The sequence below is a fragment of the Micromonospora sp. NPDC004551 genome (assembly GCF_040609975.1).
GTDB lineage: Bacteria > Actinomycetota > Actinomycetes > Mycobacteriales > Micromonosporaceae > Micromonospora.
Genome location: NZ_JBEXLM010000006.1, coordinates 163,388 through 181,197 on the forward strand (window position 1 = coordinate 163,388; position 17,810 = coordinate 181,197).

Here is a 17,810-nt window from a genome sequence, read left to right on the forward strand (position 1 = left end):
CCGCTGCTCCTCCCCCGAACTGGGAGGATCACGCTAACCGGTCAGCGCAGGGGGCGCTTGAGGTGGTAGCGGTGGACCTCAGTGCTGCCCTGCACGTTGTTCACGTCCTCGGCGGCGGAGACCAGCTCCCAGCCCTCCCGGCCCACCCGGTTGAGGTGCGCGATCGCGGTGTCGCCGTAGGGGGTCACGTCGTTGCGCGACCCGTCCGGGCCGTACCAGACGAACGTGACGTGGAAATTGCGGCCCTGTCCCTGATAGCGGCGGACCAGCAACGCGTACTCCCAGGCAACCATCCGTCCATTATCAACGGTGGCCGCTCAGGCCGGGAACACGGGTGGTGGCGGAACGACGACAGTGCGGTGTCAGGCCGGGGCGCCCACCGTGGCCAGCTCGTCGGTGATCAGCGCGGCGAGCCGGTCCAGGCCCAGGTCGATCTGGTGCGGGGTGACCGCGCTGACCGACAGCCGCAGCGCGTTGACCGGGGTGCCGGCGTCGTAGAAGTGCGCCATCGGGGTCCAGAGCACGCCGTATTCGCGGGCCGACCGGTGCAGCAGCGCGTCGTCCACGCGGAACGGCACGGTGACCACCACGAAGAAGCCGCCGGCCGGGACGTTCCAGCGCACCGGCCCGCCGGCCGGGAACAGCCGGGCCAGACCGTCGGCCAGGTGCCGCTGGTTGCGGGCGTACGCGGCCCGCTCCCGGGTGTTGGCCGCCACCAGCGAGCAGTCGTGGGCCAGCAGCGCGCCGCCGATCACCGCCTGGCTGATCGGCGAGGTGTTCACGGTGACCATGCTCTTGATCTTGGCGAGCTGGTCGGCGAGCGGGCCGACCGTGCCGTCGGAGCCGGCCACCCGCTGGTCGGCGACCACGTAGCCGACCCGGGCGCCGGGCAGGACGGTCTTGGCGAACGAGCCCAGGTAGACCACCCGGCGGCGGGTGTCGAGGGCCTTGAGGGTGGGTAGCCGCTCGGCGCCGGCGGCCGGGAACAGGCCGTACGGGTTGTCCTCGAGGAGCAGCAGGTCCTCCTCGGCGGCCAGGTCGAGCAGCCGCCGCCGGTGCGCCAGGTCCATGCTGACGCCCGAGGGGTTCGCGAAGTCGGGCATCACGTAGCAGGCGCGCGGGCGCAGCCCTTCGGCCCGGGCACGGTGCACCTGGTCGCGCAGGTCGGCCAGGTCGATGCCGTCGGGACCGCCGGTGACCGGGTGCACCGGCAGGTCCACGAGGCGGGCCGCGCCGGTCAACCCGACGTACGTGGGGGCGACCGCGAGCAGCACGTCCCGCGGCCCGGCCCGCAGCGCGCGCAGCACCAGGAACATGGCCTCCTGGCAACCGACGGTCACCACGATCGCCTCCGGGTCGACGGTGAGCTGCTCGTCGACGGCGAGGTGGCGGGCGATCAGGTCGTGCACGATGCCCTTGGTCCGGCCGTACTGGAGCAGCGTCCGGTCGACCTGCTCGCGGCTCAGGCCCAGGTCGTCGGCGAGGTGCCGGCGGAAGGTGTCCAGGTGCCGGTGCAGCACGGCCGAGTCGAAGAACTCCTCGTACGGCCGGCCGGCCGCGAGCGACACCGCGTCGGGGTAGTGCTGCGCGACCTCGTTGAGGAAGTTCATCGAGTTCAGCGCGGGGTCGTCCACGCTCGGGTGCAGGGCCGTCACGGCCAGGTCGACCGGCTCCACGTCAGCCTCCGATCAGGGTGCGCAGCTGGCGGGCGGCGGCCGGGTCGGCGCAACCGCTGAGGATCAACGCGTCGCGCAGCTCGGCGGCGAGCAGCGCCAGGGCCGCCTCCGCGCCGGCCCGCCCGCCGGCCGCCAGGGCCCAGAGCAGCGGCCGGCCGACCAGCACGCCGGCCGCGCCGAGGGCGAGCGCGCGCAGCACGTCGGTGCCGCCGCGCACGCCGCTGTCGAGCAGCACCGCGCAGCGCTCCCCCACCGCGGCGACCACCTCGGGCAGCACGGCTGCGCTGGCCGGCGCGCCGTCGAGCTGCCGGCCGCCGTGGTTGGAGACCACCACCGCGTCCACGCCGAGCTCCGCCGCACGGACCGCGTCGCGCGGGTCCAGGATGCCCTTCACGAGCAACGGCACCGGGGTACGCTCCCGCAGCCAGGCCAGGTCCGCCCAGCTCAGCGCGGGGGCGAAGACGGCGCCGGTGTGCACGGCCACCGCGGACACCCCCGGCGTGCCCTGGTGGGCCAGGTCGTCCCGGCCGCCGGGCAGGTTCGCGGCGGTGACGTGCGGCGGCAGCGCGAAGCCGTTGCGCACGTCGCGCAGCCGCCGGCCGAGCACCGGCACGTCGACGGTCACCATGAGCCCGGCGCAGCCGGCCGCCAGCGCCCGGTCCACCAGGTCGGCCACCATGCCGCGGTCGCGGAGCCAGTAGAGCTGGAACCAGACGGTGCCGCCGACCGCGGCGACCTCCTCGATGGGCGTGCTGGCCAGCGTGCTGGCCACGTAGGGCACGCCGGCCGCCCGGGCCGCCGCGGCGAGGCCCACCTCGCCGTCGGGGTGCAGCAGTTTCTGGTAAGCCATCGGCGCGACCGCCACCGGCAGGGCGAACCGGCCGCCGGGCAGCGGCGCCCCGGTGGCCGGGACCTCCACCCCGGCCAGCATCCGGGGTAGCACGGCCACCCGGTCCAGGGCGGTCCGGTTCGCGACGAGCGTGGTCTCGGTGCCGCTGCCGCCCGCCACGAAGTCCCACACCTCGGGGGCGAGCGCGGCCCGGGCCAGCCCGGCGAAGTCGGCCAGGCTGGCCGGCGGCACGAACGCGGGATCGCCGGGCCGCGGCGCCGCCGGTTCGACGGCGGACCCGTCCGAGGTCGGGGCCGACGTCGCGACGTCCGCCGGGTGGGACACCGGCGCCGCCGTGGCGGTCGTCCGGAGGTCAGCCATGGTCCGGCCCCACCGCCGCCGGGCCGGTTGCCGCGCCGGCCGGGGTGAGCCCGAACCGTGCCCGCAGGAAGACGGCCACCTGTTCCTGCGCCCGCTTCCCGGCGTCGAACACCCCGGGCATCGCGAAGAAGCCGTGGACCATGCCGTCGTACCGGGTCGCCTCGGTGGGCACGCCGGCCTCGGCCAGCCGTTCGGCGTAGCGCTCGCCCTCGTCGCGCAGCGGGTCGTGCTCGGCCGTGATGACCAGCGCCGGGGGCAGGCCGGCGAGATCCTCGGCGAGCAGCGGCGAGGCGAGCGGGTGGGCCGCGTCGCCGGGGTCGGCCAGGTAGTGCTGCCGGTACCACTCGACGGAGTGCCGGTTGAACAGCAGCGGGTCCTGCTCGCCGGCCGGCGCGCGGCCGGGCCGCTGGTCGGTGTTCGGGTAGACCAGCACCTGGGCGGCGAGCCTGGGGTCGCCGTCGGCGCGGGCCAGCAGGGTGACCGCGGCGGTCAGGTTGCCGCCCGCGCTGTCCCCGCCCACCGCCAGCCGGTCCGGGTCGATCCGGAACTCCCCGGCGTGCCCGGCCAGCCGCCGCACCGCCGCGTAGCAGTCGTCCACGGCGGCCGGGAAGCGGTGCTCGGGGGCCAGCCGGTACCCGACGGTGATCGTCTGGCAGCCGGCGAGGTTGACCAGCCGGCGGCAGATGCCGTCGGCCGTGTCCACGCTGCCCAGGGTCCAGCCGCCGCCGAAGAAGTAGACGAGCGTGGGCAGCGGGCCGTCGCCGGCCGGCCGGTGGATCCGCACCGGCAGCGGCCCGCCCGGGCCGGGGACCTGCGTGTCGCGTACCTCGTGCACGGGCTCGACCGCGCCGGCGCCGGCGCGGATCGCGGCGAGGTCGGCGGCGCGGGCCTGGGCCAGGGTCTGGGTGTAGAGGGGCGCGGTGCCGGCGGCCGCGCGCGCGGCCCGCCACGCGACCACCTGCGGGTCGAGCGTCATCGGGCCTCCCCCGTGGTCACGAAGAGCTTGTCGATGCCGCGCAGGAAGAGGCTGCCGCTGTAGGAGTAGGGCTGGGTGACCGCCAGCCCGGGGAAGCGGGCGAAGAGCCGAGGCAGGGCGAGCCGCCCCTCCAGCTTGGACACCGCCGAGCCGAGGCAGAAGTGCAGGCCGACCCCGAAGGCGAGCGACGGCGGGCCCGCGCGGTGCGGGTCGAAGCGGTCCGGGTCGGGGAAGCGGGCCGGATCGCGGTTGGCCGCGGCGATCAGCAGCAGCACGTTCTCGTCCCGCCCGACCGGCACGCCACCCACCTCGGTGTCGTGCGGCGCGGCGCGGGCCAGGAAGTGCACCGGGCTCTCCATCCGCAGCACCTCGTCCACGCAGCCACAGGCCAGCGCGTCGTCGCCGGGCAGCCCGGCGACCACGTCCGGGTGGGCCAGCAGGAGCGGCAGGCCGTTGCTGAACATGTAGACGGTGGTGACGAAGCTGGCGTTGAACAGCACGATGAGGTTGCTGATCAGCTCCTCTTCGGTGAGCTCGACGCCGCCCGCGTCCAGCACCTCGACCAGCCCGCTGATCAGGTCGTCGCCCGGCTGCTTCCGCCGGTGGGCCAGCAGCTCGCGGTAGTAGCCGCGCAGCTCGTCGGCGGCCTGGTTGGCCCGGGCCAGCCGCTCCGGCGTCTTGCCGGCCACGTCCATGTACTCGTCGATCCAGTCGACCCGCTGGCGGTACCAGGCCAGGTCCGCCTCGGGCAGGCCGATGAACTCGGCCATCACCAGCGCCGGGACCGGGTACGCGAAGTCGGCCACGAAGTCGACCTCGGCGCCGTCCGCGCCGGCCTCGGCCATCCGGTCCAGGCGGTCCTCGACGATACGCACGATCACCGGTTCCAGCGCGCCCAGCCGGCGCGGGGTGAACGTCTTGGCGAAGACCGCCCGCATCCGGGTGTGGTCCGGCGGGTTGATGAACATCATCGAGGTCAGGAAGGTGCGCAGGATCTCCTGGTCCTGCCAGCCGGGCGGGGCGCCCTTGTACCAGCCCGGGTCACGCAGCACCTGGTCGACCAGGTCGTAGCCGCCGGCCACGGCGGTGATGGTGCTGTGCTCGGCCCGCTTCGGGACCGTGTTGATCGGCCCGTGCTCGTGCAGGGCGGCGTACCACGGGTACGGGTTCTGCCGGCCCTGCTCGCTGTACAGGCCGGTCAGGATCTCGTCGACGTCCACAGTTCCTCCCCAGGAAAGACGGTGGGGGGCGGCGTGTGCCGACGCCGCCCCCGACCGGTGTCACAAACCGAGCAGTCGCAAGGGCACGGCGTCGGCCATCGCCTGCGCGCCGGCGTCGTTCGGGTGGATGTGGTCCCCGGCGTCGTACGCCGGCAGCAGCCGGCTCGGGTGCGTCGGGTCGCGCAGCACGGCGTCGAAGTCGAGCACCCCGTCGAACTCGGCGCCGCCGGCGCCGCGCAGCCAGGTGTTGACCGCCTGCCGGGTGGCCTCCTTCTCCTCGGTCCACACCCCCGGCCCGCCGTTGCCCTCGTACGGGGTGATGGTGCCGACCAGGCTGGTCAGCCCGCGCCCCTGGACCTGCTGGTTGACCTGGCGCAGCGAGGCGATGATGGCGTCCGCGCTGTCGCCGTTCATCCAGATGTCGTTGATGCCCAGGTGGGTGATGACCGTCCGCACCCCGGTCTGCGGGAAGACGTCCTCGTTGAGCCGGGCCAGGGCGTTCGGGCCCAGCTCGTAGTAGCCGGGGAAGCCGCCCGCGCCCGGCTCGGTGCCCTCGTGGTTGAGCCGGTTGCCGGAGAGACTCAGGTTGAGCACGCCCGGCGTGCGCACCTCGGGGCGGGCGTCGATGAGCCGCTCGGCCAGCAGGTCCGGCCAGCGCCGGTCGGCGTTGACCGTGCTGCCGTTGCCGTCGCCGATGGAGTCGCCGAGGACCACCACGGAGCCGGGACTGAGCCGGCGTTCCACGTCGATGCCGGAGAGGAACATCCAGCAGCAGTCGATCTTGCGGGTGAACTCGGGACTGGTCTCCGCGGTGGTGAGGTCGGTCGCGCCGATGAAGTTGGTGACGCGGGACTGCCCGTGGAAGGTGACCGGGCCGGTCAGGACCGGGAAGTACAGGGTGACCACCAGGTCCTCCTGCTCCTCCACCGGGTAGGAGAGCGGGTCGCTGAGCAGTTCGGCACCCTTGTTCATGGTGGCCGAGGAGGCGCCCTGGAAGGTCAGGTCCCGGACGGTGGCCGGGTCGATGTCGGACCGGTCCTCGGTGGCGGTGTTCGGCCGGGCGACGGTGGCGTGGCCGACCTTGACGGCCTGCTCGCCGTAGAGGTTGGTGAGCCGCACCCGCAGCCGGTCGCCGCCGACAGTGGTCTGCACGGTCATCCGGATGCTCTGGTTGTTCAGGCCGGTGTTGGTCAGGCCGACGGTGTTCCCGCGGGTCACCGCGGCGGCCCAGGTCCCGGCCCACTCCGCGCGCCCGTGTGCGGCGCTGTCGGTGTCGGCAGGACCGGCGCTCGCGGTGACCGCGGGAGTGCCGGCGATCAGCAGGGTTGCGGCGGAAGCTATGACGTGCCATCTCTTCGGGGTCGGCATTGATCCTCCATCGTTGGCAGCCTCGGAACGCGGCGCGATCGGCGCCGCCGCCGGGCGATGGACCGGAAACTAACCGTCGGCGGTGACGAGCGTCAATCAACCTGATCGACATGATCAAATGTCTTCGGGGTGCCGGGGAACGCCGTTCGGGCGCTGTCCTCCGTGGACCCGGCCCGCCTAGGCTCGGCAGTGGCGGCGGTGCGGTCGCCGACCCTGGCACCTGCCGTCGCGTCCCGGCTCCGACCTGCCCAGACGATGGGGGCTGCCCGATGACCGACCGGCCGAACTACGTGCACGAGGCGCTGGACCTGTTCGCCGGGTTCGGCGACCGGGAGGCGCTCGTCGGCGGGGGCCGCCGGCTCACCTACCCCGAGGTCGCCGCCGAGGTGCGCGGCCTGGCCGGCGCGCTGCTGCGCCACGGCGTACGCCCCGGTGACGCGGTGCTCGTGATGCTCGGCAACACCGTGGAGGGGCCGCTGCTCCAGCTCGCGCTGCACCTGATCGGCTGCCGGAGCATGTGGGTCGCCCCGGTCACCTCCCGGCGGGAGGTCGACGAGTTCGTCGCCCTGGCCCGCCCCGACGCCTTCGTGCACGACCCGCGCGACCCGCTCGGCGCGCGGATCGCGGCGGAGCTGACCGGCGTGCCGGTGCTCTGCCTCGGGCCCGGCGGCGCCGGGCCGGACCTCACGGCGGCCGGCGTCGAACCGGCCGGCCTACCCGCCGGGGCGCCCGCGCCGGAGTCGTTCCTGCAGACCAGCGGCACCACCGGCACGCCGAAACTGGTGCACCACCGGGAGAGCTTCTACCGGCAGATCCTCGCCCTGGCCGCCGACTTCCGGGCGGCCGGGTTCCCGCTGCTGCGGCACCTGTCGCACTCCCCCATGTGGCTGGCCAGCGGCCAGATCACCACGCTTTTCAACCTGTTCACCGGCGGGGTGCTGTTCCTGCGCGAGCAGTGGGACCCGGCCGCGTTCATCCGGACCGTCGACGCGGAGAAGCTGACCTCCACCTTCGTGACCCCGCCGATGCTCTACGAGGTGCTCGACCACCCGGCCCTCGACGGCGCCGACTTCTCCGCCATGTTCATGTTCAACGTGGGCGCCGGGCCCGCCGCGCCCGCCCGGCTGCGCCAGGCGATCGCCCGCTTCGGCCCGTGCCTGCGCATCGTGTACGGGCTCAGCGAGGCCGTGGTGATCTGCGCCCTGCCCGGGCTCACCGAGGACCCGGAGCACCCGGAGCGGCTGCGCTCCTGCGGCCGCCCCTACGGGGACGTGGCCGTGGAGATCCGCGACGCCGACGGCCGGGTGCTGCCGGCCGGCGCGGACGGCGAGGTGTGGGTGCGCACCAACCTGAGCTTCGCGGGCTACCACGGGCAGCCCGAGCTGACCGCCGAGACGCTGGTCGACGGCTGGGTCCGCACCCGCGACATCGGCCATCTCGACGACGACGGCTACCTCTACCTGGTCGACCGCCTGCAGGACCGGATCCTCACCCGGCAGCGCAGCTGGCCGATCTACTCCCGCCCGATCGAGGACGTGCTCGCCGCCCACCCCGAGGTCCGCGCCGCCGCGGTGATCGGCGTGCCCGACCCGGTCGCCGGAGAGCTGCCGCACGCGTACGTGGTGCCGGCGCCGGGCGCCACGGTCACCGGGGAGGAGCTGATCGCGCTGGTCACCGCGGAACTGAGCGAGACCTGGGCGCCCGGCGCCGTGGAGTTCCTCGACGCGCTGCCGCTGAACCGCTCCGCCAAGGTCGACAAGCGTGCCCTCCGCGCCCGGTACGCCGCCGCCCACCCGGCCGACGCCGAGTCGCTGGGTACGGCCATCGGCAGCCCGGCGTGACCCCCCGCCGGGCGCTCTACACGCTGGTCGGCGCCGACCTGCTGTCCAACCTGGGCACCCGGATCTCGGTGGTGGCGATCCCCTGGCTGGTGCTGGAGACCACCGGCAGCCCCACCCGGATGGGCCTGGTCGCCGCGGCGGAGACCCTGCCGTACATGCTCTCCAGCGCCCTGGCCACCCCGTGGGCCGACCGGTTCGGCGTACGCCGTACCTCGGTCGCCGTGGACGCGGCCAGCGCGGCCGCGATGGCCGTCGTGGCGCTGGCGCCCTGGCTCGGGTTCGGCACGCTGCTGGTGCTGGTCGCCGTGGCCGGCGGGCTGCGCGGCATCGGTGATCGGGTCAAGCACGTGCTGTTCAAGCCGGCCGCCGAGCGGGCCGGGGTGCCGCTCATCCGGCTCACCTCCGCCTACGACGGGCTGGCCCGGGGCATGACGCTCTTCGGCGCGGTGCTCGGCGGCCTGCTCATCGACTGGGTGGGGGTGACCCGGGCGATCTGGATCGACGCGGCCACGTTCGCGGCCTGCGCGCTGCTGATCGGGCTGCTGGTCCGCCCGCCCGCGCCGGCCCAGCCGGCGCCCCGGGAGAGCTACCTGCGGGCGCTGCGCGGCGGCTTCGCCTACCTGCGCACCGACCGGACGCTGCTGACCATGCTGATCGTGGTCTCCGCGTCGAACATGTTCGCCAATGCGAGCGTCGCCGTCTGGATCCCGCTCTGGGTGGACCGGGTGCTCGGCGACCCGGCCGGGTTCGGCCTGCTGCTGGGGGTGTTCTCCGCCGGGGCGCTGCTGGGCAACCTGCTCTTCACCGTGGCCGGCACCCGGCTGCCCCGGCAGGCGACGTTCGCGCTGGGGCTGGCGCTCAGCGGCACGCCCCGGCTGCTCGCCCTGGCGCTCAGCGACGACCTGGCCGTGGTGCTCGTCGTGACGTTCGTGTCCGGCATCGCCATCGCGGCGGTGAACCCGCTGCTCGGCGCGGCCCTCTACGAGCGGGTGCCGGAGTCGTTGCAGACCCGGGTGCTCGGCATCTCCGGCTCGGTGGCCTTCCTCGGCCTGCCGGTCGGCGCGCTGCTCGGCGGCTGGTCGGTGGCGGTGCTCGGGCTCACCCCGGCGCTGCTGGTGATGGCGGTGGCCTGCCTGGTGCTCACCGTGGCGCCGCTGCTGGTGGCCCGCCCGCCCGCCGACCGGCCGGCCGCGGAACCCGTGGCCTCCACCCCGGCCTGACCGGCGGCGCCCGGCCGGACGCCGCCGTCGAACGGGCGCCGGTGTCGGTGGGCCGGCGTAGGGTCGGCGCATGGCGACCTGGGACGACGTCCGGCGGATCGCGCTCGCCCTGCCGGAGACCACCGAGCGCGGTTCCCACGACGACCTGCCCGCGTGGCGCGTGCGCGACAAGCTCTTCGTCTGGGAGCGGCCGCTGCGCCGCGCCGACCTGGACGCGCTGGGCGACGCCGCGCCCGAGGGCCCGATCCTGGGCGCCCGGGTGCCCGACCTGGGCGCCAAGGAGGCGCTGCTCGCCGACGACCCCGAGGTCTACTTCACCACCCCGCACTTCGAGGGCTACCCGGCGGTGCTGGTCCGGCTCGACCGGATCGGGGTCGAGGAGCTTACCGAGCTGGTCACCGAGGCGTGGCACGCGCGCGCCCCGAAGCGGCTGGCCGACGCCCACCGGGCGGAGGCCGGATGACCGGGCCGGTCGCCGCGATCGTGTTCGACATGGACGGCACGCTGATCGAGTCGCACGAGGTGGTGCCCGCGGCCTACCGCGCGGCCGTGCGGGCCGGCGGCGGGCCGGAGCGCACCGACGCCGAGGTCATCGCGGGCTACTCGCTCGGGTCGCCGGCCGACCTGCTGACCCACCTGCTGGGGCGGCCGGCCACCGGGGCGGATCTGGCCACCTACCACGCCGAGCTGGCCGCGCTCGCCGAGCGGGTCACCGTCTATCCCGGCGTGGCGGAGGTGCTCGCCGAGGTCGCCGCGCGGGTGCCGGTGGGCCTGTTCACCGGCGCGAGCCACCGGGCGGCCGAGATCCTGCTCGACCGGGTCGGCCTGCTCGGCCGTTTCCGGGTCGTCCTCGGCGGCGACCAGGTCGCCCGCCCCAAACCGGCGCCGGACGGCGTCGAGCTGGCCTGCCGGCGGCTGGGCGTGGCGCCGGGCCGCGCCGCCTACGTGGGTGACTCGCCGCTGGACCTGCGGGCCGCCCGGGACAGCGGCGCCGTGGCGGTGGCCGCGGCCTGGGGCCACCAGTACGACCCCGCGGAGGCGGCCGACGTCAGCGCCACCCGGCCCGGGGACCTGCTGGCCCTGCTCGGCTGACCTCGACGAGGGACGGGTGAACACCGGCCGGGATCCGCCGGGTCAGCGTGCGACCGGGCCGGGACGGGCCGACTCCGGCGGATTGCCGAGGGCCAGGCGCACGGCGTCCTCGGGGGTGGCCGCGTCGACCGGCCCGGGGATCGGGACGCCGCCCGCGTCGACCACGCGCCAGCCGCCGAGCACCACCACCGGGATCCCGCCGCGCCGCAGGGCCAGGGCCACCTCGCTGAGGGTCCCCCAGGAGCCGCCCACGGCGATCACCGCGTCCGCGCTCCACACCAGGATCGCGTTGCGGGCCTGGCCCAGGTTGGTCACCACGGAGGCGGACAGCTCGACGGGGGCGGGAACGCTGCCGTCGTCGGGGCGTACCCCGATGACCAGGCCGGCGCGGTCGCGGACGCCGGTGGCGACCGCGGCCATCACCCCGCCGCCCCCGCCGCAGAGCACGGTGGCCCCGCGCTCGGCGAGCAGCTCGCCCACCCGCCGGGCCTGCGCCAGTTCCCCCGGCGTCGCCTCCGCCGGCCCGCACACCGCCACCTGCATCCCGCCATTGTCCCGGGTCGAGGGCCGGCGGCCGCATGATCGACGGATCCGGTACGGCTGGGCTAGCGTGCGGGGATGGGATCGACGGTGACCGAAGCGACGGATCCGTGGTGCCTGCGCCCGGGCGAGGCCGGCGAGCTGCTGCGGGGGCACCCGTGGCGGCGTTTCGCGGTGCTGGGCGACAGCGTGGCCGAGGGCATGTGCGAGCCGGTCGACGGCTACCCGGACCTCCAGTGGGCCGAGCGGATCGGCGCGGAGCTGCGTGCGGTGCGGCCGGAGCTGGCGTACCTGAACCTGGGGCGGCGCGGGCTGCGGGCGCACGAGGTGCGGGCGACCCAGTTGGCCCCGGCGCTGGAGTTCGCACCGGACCTGGCGCTGGTGGTGTGCGGCGGCAACGACGCCTTCCGCCCCGCGTACGACCCCGAGGCGGTGGATGCCGAGCTGGCCGCGATGGTCACCGCGCTCCAGGGCGCCGGGGCGGACGTCATCACGGTCGGCATGTTCGACGTGTCGCACAGCCCGGCGGTGCCGGATCCGCTGCGGGCCGGGCTGGGCGAGCGGATGCGTCAGCTGTCTATCCACACCGGCCGGTTGGCACAACGGCTCGGCACGCTGCACGTGCACCTGACCGACCACCCGCTCGTCGCGGATCCGTCGCTCTACAGCAGCGACGGCCGGCACGGCAGCGCCCGCAGCGACGCCGTCGCCACCGCGGAAACCCTCCGGGTGCTCGCCGCCCACCTGCGAGCCACCGCCGAACCGGCAGGCTGACCGGCCGGCCGCGCCGGCCCGGGCCGGGCGCCGGGCTCGCGTTGATCAAGAGGTTTGCGTCAGGAACCGGGCTCCGGATGACGCAGAGCTCTTGATCAACGCGGCGGGGAGGCGGGAGGCCGGGTGGCCGGTGGATCGGTCAGGTCGGGTTCGGGGTGAGGAGGCCGGTCAGGAGGCTGCGCAGGGTGCGGTCGAAGAGGTCGCCGTCGGGCGGGGCGGACGGGGGCTCGGCGAACGCGGCGGCCAGGTGCGGGTACGCCGCCAGGTCGACGTGGTCGAAGGTGACCGTGCCGGCGGCCGCCGCGCTGCGGGCGAAGAGCGACACCACGCCGGTGACCATGGCGATCGCCTCGAACTTCGCGGTCACCCGGGCTTTGACCGGGCGCAGCAGGCCCAGGCAGGCGTCGAAGTGGGCGAGGGTGTTCGGCCCGGGGACCGTGGGCCGGCTGATGGCGTCGGGCAGCCACGGGTGGCGCCGGTAGAGCGCAAGTTGGCGGCGGGCCAGCAGCAGGAAGCGGTCCTGCCAGTCTCCGTCGTCCGCCGGGTAGGGCCGCAGCTCGCCCACGCACCGGTCGACCATGAGGTCCAGCAGGTCGTCCCGTGAGGACAGGTGCCGGTAGAGCGAGCCGGCGGCCATTCCCAGCGTGCCGGCGACCGCGCGCATCGAGACGGCGCCGAGCCCGTCGGCGTCGGCCAGCGCGACGGCGGCGGCGACGATCTCGTCCCGGGTGTGCGTCGGGGCGGGACCCCGCGCGCCGCGCTGCGGCCGGGTCCAGATCGACCGTCCGGCGGAGTCGCCGTCGGCCGGATTCCTCGGTGCGCCGCTCACCACACCACTGTAAACTGCAAACGTCGTTCGCGGTTTTGCGGGGTCGAAGGGAGCGGTCATGCAGCGGATCACGGCACCGGACGGCGCGGGGATCGTCCTGCACTCGTCGGGCAGCGGCCCGGATCTCGTGGTGGTGCACGGGGGCGGGGTCACCATCCACGAATACCGGCGGCTCGCCGCACGGCTCGCCGACCGGTTCACCGTGCACCTCTACAACCGGCGCGGCCGGGCCGACGCCGCGCCGCGACGCGAGCCGTACACGGTGGAGCAGGAGATCGACGACCTCGGCGCGGTGCTCGCGCACACCGGCGCCCGCCGGGCCGTCGGGCACAGCTACGGCGCGTTCGTCGTGCTGCGGGCCGCGCTCCGGCTGCCGCTGGACCGGATCGCGGTCTACGACACCCCGCTGTGCCTGGCCGGGCACGGCCTGCCGACCGCTTTCCTCGACCCGGCCGAGGAGGCGATCCGGGACGGGAACCCTGCGCGGGCGCTGGCGATCGTGGGCGCGGCCGTCAACCCGCAGTCGGCGGCGTCGAAGCTGCCGCTCGGCCTGCGGACCGCGATCTGCCGGGCGTTCCTGCGTACCGAGGTCGGGCGGACCATGGGCAGCCTCGTGGGGATGACGCTGGCCGAGTCACGGCAGGTCCAGACACATGAGGGACCGGCCGGGGAGTACGCCGGGATCACCGCCGAGACGCTGCTCGTCAGCGGCGCCAGGGCCGCGCCCTACTTCACCGAGATCAACGACCGCCTGGCCGCCGCCATCCCCCGGGCCCGAACCCTGCGCGTCCCCGGCAGCCCGCACAACGGCATCGCGGTGGCACCCCCGACCCTGATCAACCCCCTCAGCGCGTTCTTCACCGCCCCCACGGCCCCGGCCACGCCGCGTTGATCAAGAAGTTTGCGTCCGGATTCCGGCTCCGGCAGACGCGAACTTCTTGATCAACGCGGGCCAGGGACGGGGCAGGTGTCAGTCAGTCGGTCAGGAGGATGCCGGTCATCAGGACGCCTCTTGCCAGGTTGAGGACGCCCTCGCAGCCGGGGTAGCCCACGCGGGCCAGCGCGCCCGAACCCGTTCTGCCGAACAGGTACGGCGCGAGGCTGTACGGGACGTCGGTGGTGACCGTCTCGCCGGTCTCGATCTGCACGAAGTCCATGGCTACCCCGTCGGCCTCGTGGAAGCGCTGGAGGATGTTGCCGCCCGCGTCGATGGCGGCGCGGACGCCGTCCTCCCACGCCACCGGGCTCATCTCCCGGCCGATCAGCACCCCGTGCCCGGCCGAGCCGCCGGCCGGCTTGGCGACCAGGTCGGCCTGCTCGGCCAGGGCGCGGTCGAACTGGTCGGCGGTGAGCGCCACGGTGTGCGGGACGTACCGGCGGATCAGCGCCCGGTCGGCCTCGGGCAGCAGATCGAGGTCGGCCCAGAGCCAGGCGTAGTTCAGCTTGTTGCTGAGCAGCCAGGCCGCGCTGCTGACGAACATCGGCAGGGTGCCGGCCGCGAGGGCGCCGGCCACCGCGTCGAGACCGGAGCTGGGGGTGACCCGGTTCGGGACGAAGAGCCGGAACAGGGCGTCGACCGGGGCGCCGCCCACGACGAGCCGGCGCTGCGCGTCCAGCGTGGCGGTGCGGACCGGAGCGATGACCAGGTCGATGCCGAAGCGCTTCGCCTGGTCGGCGAGCGGCGAGAGGATCCGGATGAACGTGTCCGGGTCGTCCAGCCCGGGATATTCGGCGTCGAAGTCCATGAGCAGCGCCACCCGGGCGCCGTCGGGCAGGCCGAGGGTGTCGCGGATGGCCACGAACCGCTGGTCGAGCAGCGACGGCGCGGGCCGGACCGGCAGCCCGTCGAGCAGCCGGTGCTCGCGGTAGAGCTCGGCGTACCGGTGGATCACCGTGTCGGCGTCGAAGCCGCCGCCCAGACTGCTGTCGATGTTGTACTCCACGATGCACGGCACCCCGCCGGAGAACAGCACGTCCGGCCGGTACGCGGCGAGCAGCCCCTCGTGCAGCGGCTCGTCCTCGTCGAGCAGCCGGGTCTCCCCCACCGGCACGTCGAGCAGCCGGCGCAGCTCCCCGGCCGTGCGGGCGCGGCGCCGGCACGCCTCCAGGATGAGCTGGGCGATCCGGTCGCAGACCTCGTTCAGCTCGCGGAACGCGTCGGCCGTGAGCACCGGCGGGCGGGCCAGCCGCCACTGCTTGTTGTACGTGGCCCGGCCGTGGAAGATCTTCTCCCAGGCGCCGGCGCCGGCCGCCACCATCGCCGTACGGGTCGGCTCGGGCAGGTCCGTCCACGCCTGCCCGGCGGGCGGCCACGGGTAGTTCGGGTCCATCGTTCATCCGTCCTTACAGGTCAGTTGGATGGCGGCGGTGAGCTGGTCGCGGCCGGGTTGCACGGCGCGGTCGAGAGCGGGCGCGAAGGGCAGCACGGCACCGTCCGGGCGGGTGACCCGCCGCGGCGGGGCGACGAGCGGGACCCGCTCGACGACGGTGGCGATGATCTCGCCGGCGATCCCGCACGACCGGTTGGAGTCGTCCACCACGACGAGGCGGCCGGTGCGCGACACCGAGTCGAGCAGCCCGTCCCAGTCGAACGGGTACAGCGTGCGCGGGTCGAACACCTCCACCGAGACCTGGCCGGCCAGCTCGTCGGCGACGGCCAGGGCGTCGTGCACCAGGTGCCCCACGGCGACCACCGTGACGTCGGCGCCCGGACGGCGCACCACGCCCCGCCCCAGCGGCACCGGGGCGAGGTCGGTGACGTCGGCCCGCAGGTCGAGCGCCCCGGCGGGGGCGAACACCACCACCGGGTCGTCGCAGCGGATCGCCGAGACCAGCAGCCCGTACGCGTCGGCCGGGGTGGCGGGCACCACGGTGGTCACCCCGACGTGGGCGAACAGGCTGTACGGGTGGTCGGAGTGCTGCCCGGCCCAGCCGGTGCGGGAGCCGGAGCCGGGCACCAGATAGGTGACCGGCACGGCGCACTGGCCGCCGGTCATCAGCGGGAACTTGTGCGCGTGGTTGACGATCTGCTCGAAGACCAGGAACAGCAGCGAGGGGATCTGGAACTCGATCACCGGCCGCGCCCCGGCCAGCGCGGCTCCGGTGGCGAAGCTGGTGAACGCCTGCTCCGACAGGGGCGTGTCGAGGACCCGCTCCGGGCCGAACTTCTTCAGCAGGCCGGTGGTGACGTTCGCGGCGGCCACCCGGATGTCCTCACCGAGCAGGAAGACCGACTCGTCGCGGGTCATCTCGTCGGCCAGCGCCCGGGTGAGCGCCCTGCGGTAGGAGAGCCGGGGCATCAGCCACCTCCGGTCCGGGCGGTGAGCCCGCTGGCGTACAGGTGGTCGAGGGCGGTGGCGGGATCGGGTGCCGGGCCGGCCATTGCGAAGTCCACCGCCGCGGCGAGGGTGGCCTCGACCTCGGCGTCGACCGCCGCGCGGACCTCGGCGGGCAGCCGGTCGCCCTGGATGAGCACCGGATCCCGCCGCCGCGCGGCCGCCACCTCCTCGGGCGGGCGGTAGTCGAGGCGTACCCGGTGCTCGAAGGTGTGGTGGGCGTCGAACCGGTAGGTGCGGGCCTCGACCAGCTCGGGGCCGCCGCCGGCGCGCATCCGCGCGACGGCGGCGGCGGTGACCGCGCGTACCTGCTCGGGGTCCTGGCCGTCCACGGCGGTCGCCGGCATGCCGAAGGCGGCGGCGCGGCCGGCGATGGTGCCGGCCACCGCGCCCTCGACCGGCATGGTGGTGGCGTAGCCGTTGTTCTCGCAGACGAAGAGCACCGGCACCCGCCAGAGCGCGGCCAGGTTGAACGCCTCGAGGAGCATTCCCTCGTTGACCGCGCCGTCGCCGAAGAAGGTCACCCCGACCACGTCGTCGCCGCGCCGCCGGCGCGCCCACACCGCTCCGGTGAGGATCGCGCCGGCGGCCCCGACGATGGCGTTGGCGCCGAGCACCCCGACGCCGAAGTCGGCGGCGTGCATCGACCCGCCCCGGCCGCGGTTGAGCCCGGTGACCCGGCCGCACAGCTCGGCGAGCATCCGGGCCGGGTCGGCGCCCTTGGCCAGCACGTGCCCGTGCCCGCGGTGGGTGCCGGTCACCAGGTCCGCGGGGGCCAGCGCCGCGCAGACGCCGGCCGCGACGCCCTCCTGACCGACGTACGGGTGGATGCCGCCGACGATCTCCCCGGCGTCGACCAGCTCGATGGCCCGCTCCTCGAAGCGGCGGATGAGCCGGACCGTCCGGTAGAGCCGGACCGGGTCGGGACCGGTCACGCCGGACGCCCCTCCTTGATCGCGGCCAGGATGCCGTCCCAGAGCCGCGCCCGGGCGGCGAGCGCGGCGTTGACCGTGTCCGCGCACTCCTGCCACCTGCCGTCGTCGTCGCCGCAGAGGTCGGCCAGCATCTGCATGGCCATCGGCGTGTGCTGCTCGCCGTCGACCTCGATGTGCCGCTCCAGGTAGTCGACGAACGTGTTGAGCCGGTTGCTGCGCTCGTTGACCGCGACGACCTGGGTGAACATCTCCGGGATGAGGTCCTCCCGGCCGAACGCGAAGGCGGCCGCCTGGCAGTGCACCGGGGTGCTCTCGATGATCCGCCAGGTGGTGGCGGCGAACTCGGCCGAGGGCGCGGGCACGCCCGCCTCGGCCAGCGCACCGGTGACCGGGCGGCCGGCGCGCAGCAGATCGACGAGCCGGTCCACGGCGCCGGTGTCCGCGCCGGCCTCCCGCATGCCCCGCACGTACAGCTCGAAGTGGCTGATGTAGCCCTCGCCCAGCTCGTCGCTCTCCTCGACCATCACGATGTCGTTGATGAGGCGGCGGCTGCCGGTCGGGCCGGTGGGGATCCACGGGACGTCCACGCAGGTGAGCCGGCGCTGCAACGACTTCAGCAGCGACATGAAGTCCCACACCGCGAAGACGTGGTGCTCCATGAAGGTGACCAGCGCCTCGTGGGTGTCCAGATTGGCGTAGAGCGGGTGCTTGACCACCACGTCGCGGCGGTCGGTGACCGCCCGCTCCAGCCGCTCGATGCCCGGGTGCGTCCTCCCCCAGTCGTACCGTGACAT

18 protein-coding genes are annotated in these 17,810 nt (G+C 74.6%); 6 read left to right on the forward strand and 12 right to left on the reverse strand.

What is annotated here, in order from left to right:
• Positions 1-41: 41 nt before the first annotated feature.
• The 6 genes from ABZW14_RS10130 to ABZW14_RS10155 all read right to left on the reverse strand — a co-directional run bounded on the left by ABZW14_RS10130 (position 42) and on the right by ABZW14_RS10155 (position 6,423).
• Positions 42-293, reverse strand: a complete 252-nt coding sequence (locus ABZW14_RS10130) for a hypothetical protein (protein WP_355342847.1) — start codon at positions 291-293, stop codon at positions 42-44.
• 69 nt (positions 294-362) lie between these two features.
• A complete protein-coding gene (locus tag ABZW14_RS10135; protein WP_355342850.1) occupies positions 363-1,676 on the reverse strand; it encodes a PLP-dependent aminotransferase family protein in 1,314 nt (437 codons plus the stop codon).
• Position 1,677: 1 nt separating this feature from the next.
• A complete protein-coding gene (locus ABZW14_RS10140) occupies positions 1,678-2,886 on the reverse strand; it encodes an alpha-hydroxy acid oxidase (protein ID WP_355342853.1) in 1,209 nt (402 codons plus the stop codon).
• Positions 2,879-3,862, reverse strand: a complete 984-nt coding sequence (locus tag ABZW14_RS10145; RefSeq protein WP_355342856.1) for an alpha/beta hydrolase — start codon at positions 3,860-3,862, stop codon at positions 2,879-2,881. Before ABZW14_RS10145 ends, ABZW14_RS10140 begins: the two co-directional genes overlap by 8 nt.
• Positions 3,859-5,082, reverse strand: a complete 1,224-nt coding sequence (locus tag ABZW14_RS10150; protein ID WP_355342859.1) for a cytochrome P450 — start codon at positions 5,080-5,082, stop codon at positions 3,859-3,861. Before ABZW14_RS10150 ends, ABZW14_RS10145 begins: the two co-directional genes overlap by 4 nt.
• 60 nt (positions 5,083-5,142) lie before the next feature.
• Complete coding sequence (locus tag ABZW14_RS10155) at positions 5,143-6,423, reverse strand: SGNH/GDSL hydrolase family protein (protein WP_355343157.1); 1,281 nt, start codon at positions 6,421-6,423, stop codon at positions 5,143-5,145.
• A gap of 296 nt (positions 6,424-6,719) precedes the next feature.
• On the opposite strand from ABZW14_RS10155, the gene ABZW14_RS10160 reads away from it, so the two are divergent.
• From ABZW14_RS10160 to ABZW14_RS10175, 4 genes are all read left to right on the forward strand, one after another.
• Positions 6,720-8,291, forward strand: coding sequence for an AMP-binding protein (locus ABZW14_RS10160; protein WP_355342862.1), 1,572 nt, complete (start codon positions 6,720-6,722; stop codon positions 8,289-8,291).
• Positions 8,288-9,511, forward strand: coding sequence for an MFS transporter (locus ABZW14_RS10165; RefSeq protein WP_355342865.1), 1,224 nt, complete (start codon positions 8,288-8,290; stop codon positions 9,509-9,511). Before ABZW14_RS10160 ends, ABZW14_RS10165 begins: the two co-directional genes overlap by 4 nt.
• Positions 9,512-9,581: 70 nt before the next feature.
• Complete coding sequence (locus ABZW14_RS10170; RefSeq protein ID WP_355342868.1) at positions 9,582-9,974, forward strand: MmcQ/YjbR family DNA-binding protein; 393 nt, start codon at positions 9,582-9,584, stop codon at positions 9,972-9,974.
• Positions 9,971-10,603: an HAD-IA family hydrolase gene (locus ABZW14_RS10175; protein WP_355342871.1), complete on the forward strand. Its 633-nt coding sequence runs from the start codon at positions 9,971-9,973 to the stop codon at positions 10,601-10,603. The genes ABZW14_RS10170 and ABZW14_RS10175 overlap by 4 nt, the downstream gene beginning before the upstream one ends.
• A 42-nt stretch (positions 10,604-10,645) precedes the next feature.
• On the opposite strand, the gene ABZW14_RS10180 is transcribed toward ABZW14_RS10175, so the two are convergent.
• Entirely contained in the window at positions 10,646-11,146 is a 501-nt protein-coding gene (locus ABZW14_RS10180; RefSeq protein WP_355342874.1) for a dethiobiotin synthetase, read from the reverse strand.
• A 75-nt stretch (positions 11,147-11,221) separates the two neighbouring features.
• Between ABZW14_RS10180 and ABZW14_RS10185 the strand changes: the two genes are divergently transcribed.
• Complete coding sequence (locus tag ABZW14_RS10185; protein WP_355342877.1) at positions 11,222-11,917, forward strand: SGNH/GDSL hydrolase family protein; 696 nt, start codon at positions 11,222-11,224, stop codon at positions 11,915-11,917.
• A gap of 139 nt (positions 11,918-12,056) precedes the next feature.
• Here ABZW14_RS10185 and ABZW14_RS10190 read toward each other — a convergent pair whose 3' ends face one another.
• A complete protein-coding gene (locus tag ABZW14_RS10190) occupies positions 12,057-12,746 on the reverse strand; it encodes a TetR/AcrR family transcriptional regulator (RefSeq protein WP_355342880.1) in 690 nt (229 codons plus the stop codon).
• 58 nt (positions 12,747-12,804) lie between these two features.
• Here ABZW14_RS10190 and ABZW14_RS10195 point away from each other — a divergent pair, with 58 nt between their 5' ends.
• A complete protein-coding gene (locus ABZW14_RS10195; RefSeq protein WP_355342883.1) occupies positions 12,805-13,638 on the forward strand; it encodes an alpha/beta fold hydrolase in 834 nt (277 codons plus the stop codon).
• Between the two features lie 82 nt (positions 13,639-13,720).
• Here the strand turns inward: ABZW14_RS10195 and ABZW14_RS10200 are convergent, their stop codons facing one another.
• The 4 genes from ABZW14_RS10200 to ABZW14_RS10215 are packed head-to-tail and all read right to left on the reverse strand — an operon-like array spanning position 13,721 to position 17,810.
• Entirely contained in the window at positions 13,721-15,076 is a 1,356-nt protein-coding gene (locus ABZW14_RS10200; RefSeq protein WP_355342886.1) for a hypothetical protein, read from the reverse strand.
• Positions 15,077-15,079: 3 nt separating this feature from the next.
• Complete coding sequence (locus ABZW14_RS10205) at positions 15,080-16,045, reverse strand: transketolase C-terminal domain-containing protein (RefSeq protein ID WP_355342889.1); 966 nt, start codon at positions 16,043-16,045, stop codon at positions 15,080-15,082.
• Positions 16,045-17,016, reverse strand: a complete 972-nt coding sequence (locus tag ABZW14_RS10210) for a thiamine pyrophosphate-dependent dehydrogenase E1 component subunit alpha (protein ID WP_355342892.1) — start codon at positions 17,014-17,016, stop codon at positions 16,045-16,047. Before ABZW14_RS10210 ends, ABZW14_RS10205 begins: the two co-directional genes overlap by 1 nt.
• Positions 17,013-17,810, reverse strand: coding sequence for a DUF3050 domain-containing protein (locus tag ABZW14_RS10215; protein ID WP_355342894.1), 798 nt, complete (start codon positions 17,808-17,810; stop codon positions 17,013-17,015). Before ABZW14_RS10215 ends, ABZW14_RS10210 begins: the two co-directional genes overlap by 4 nt.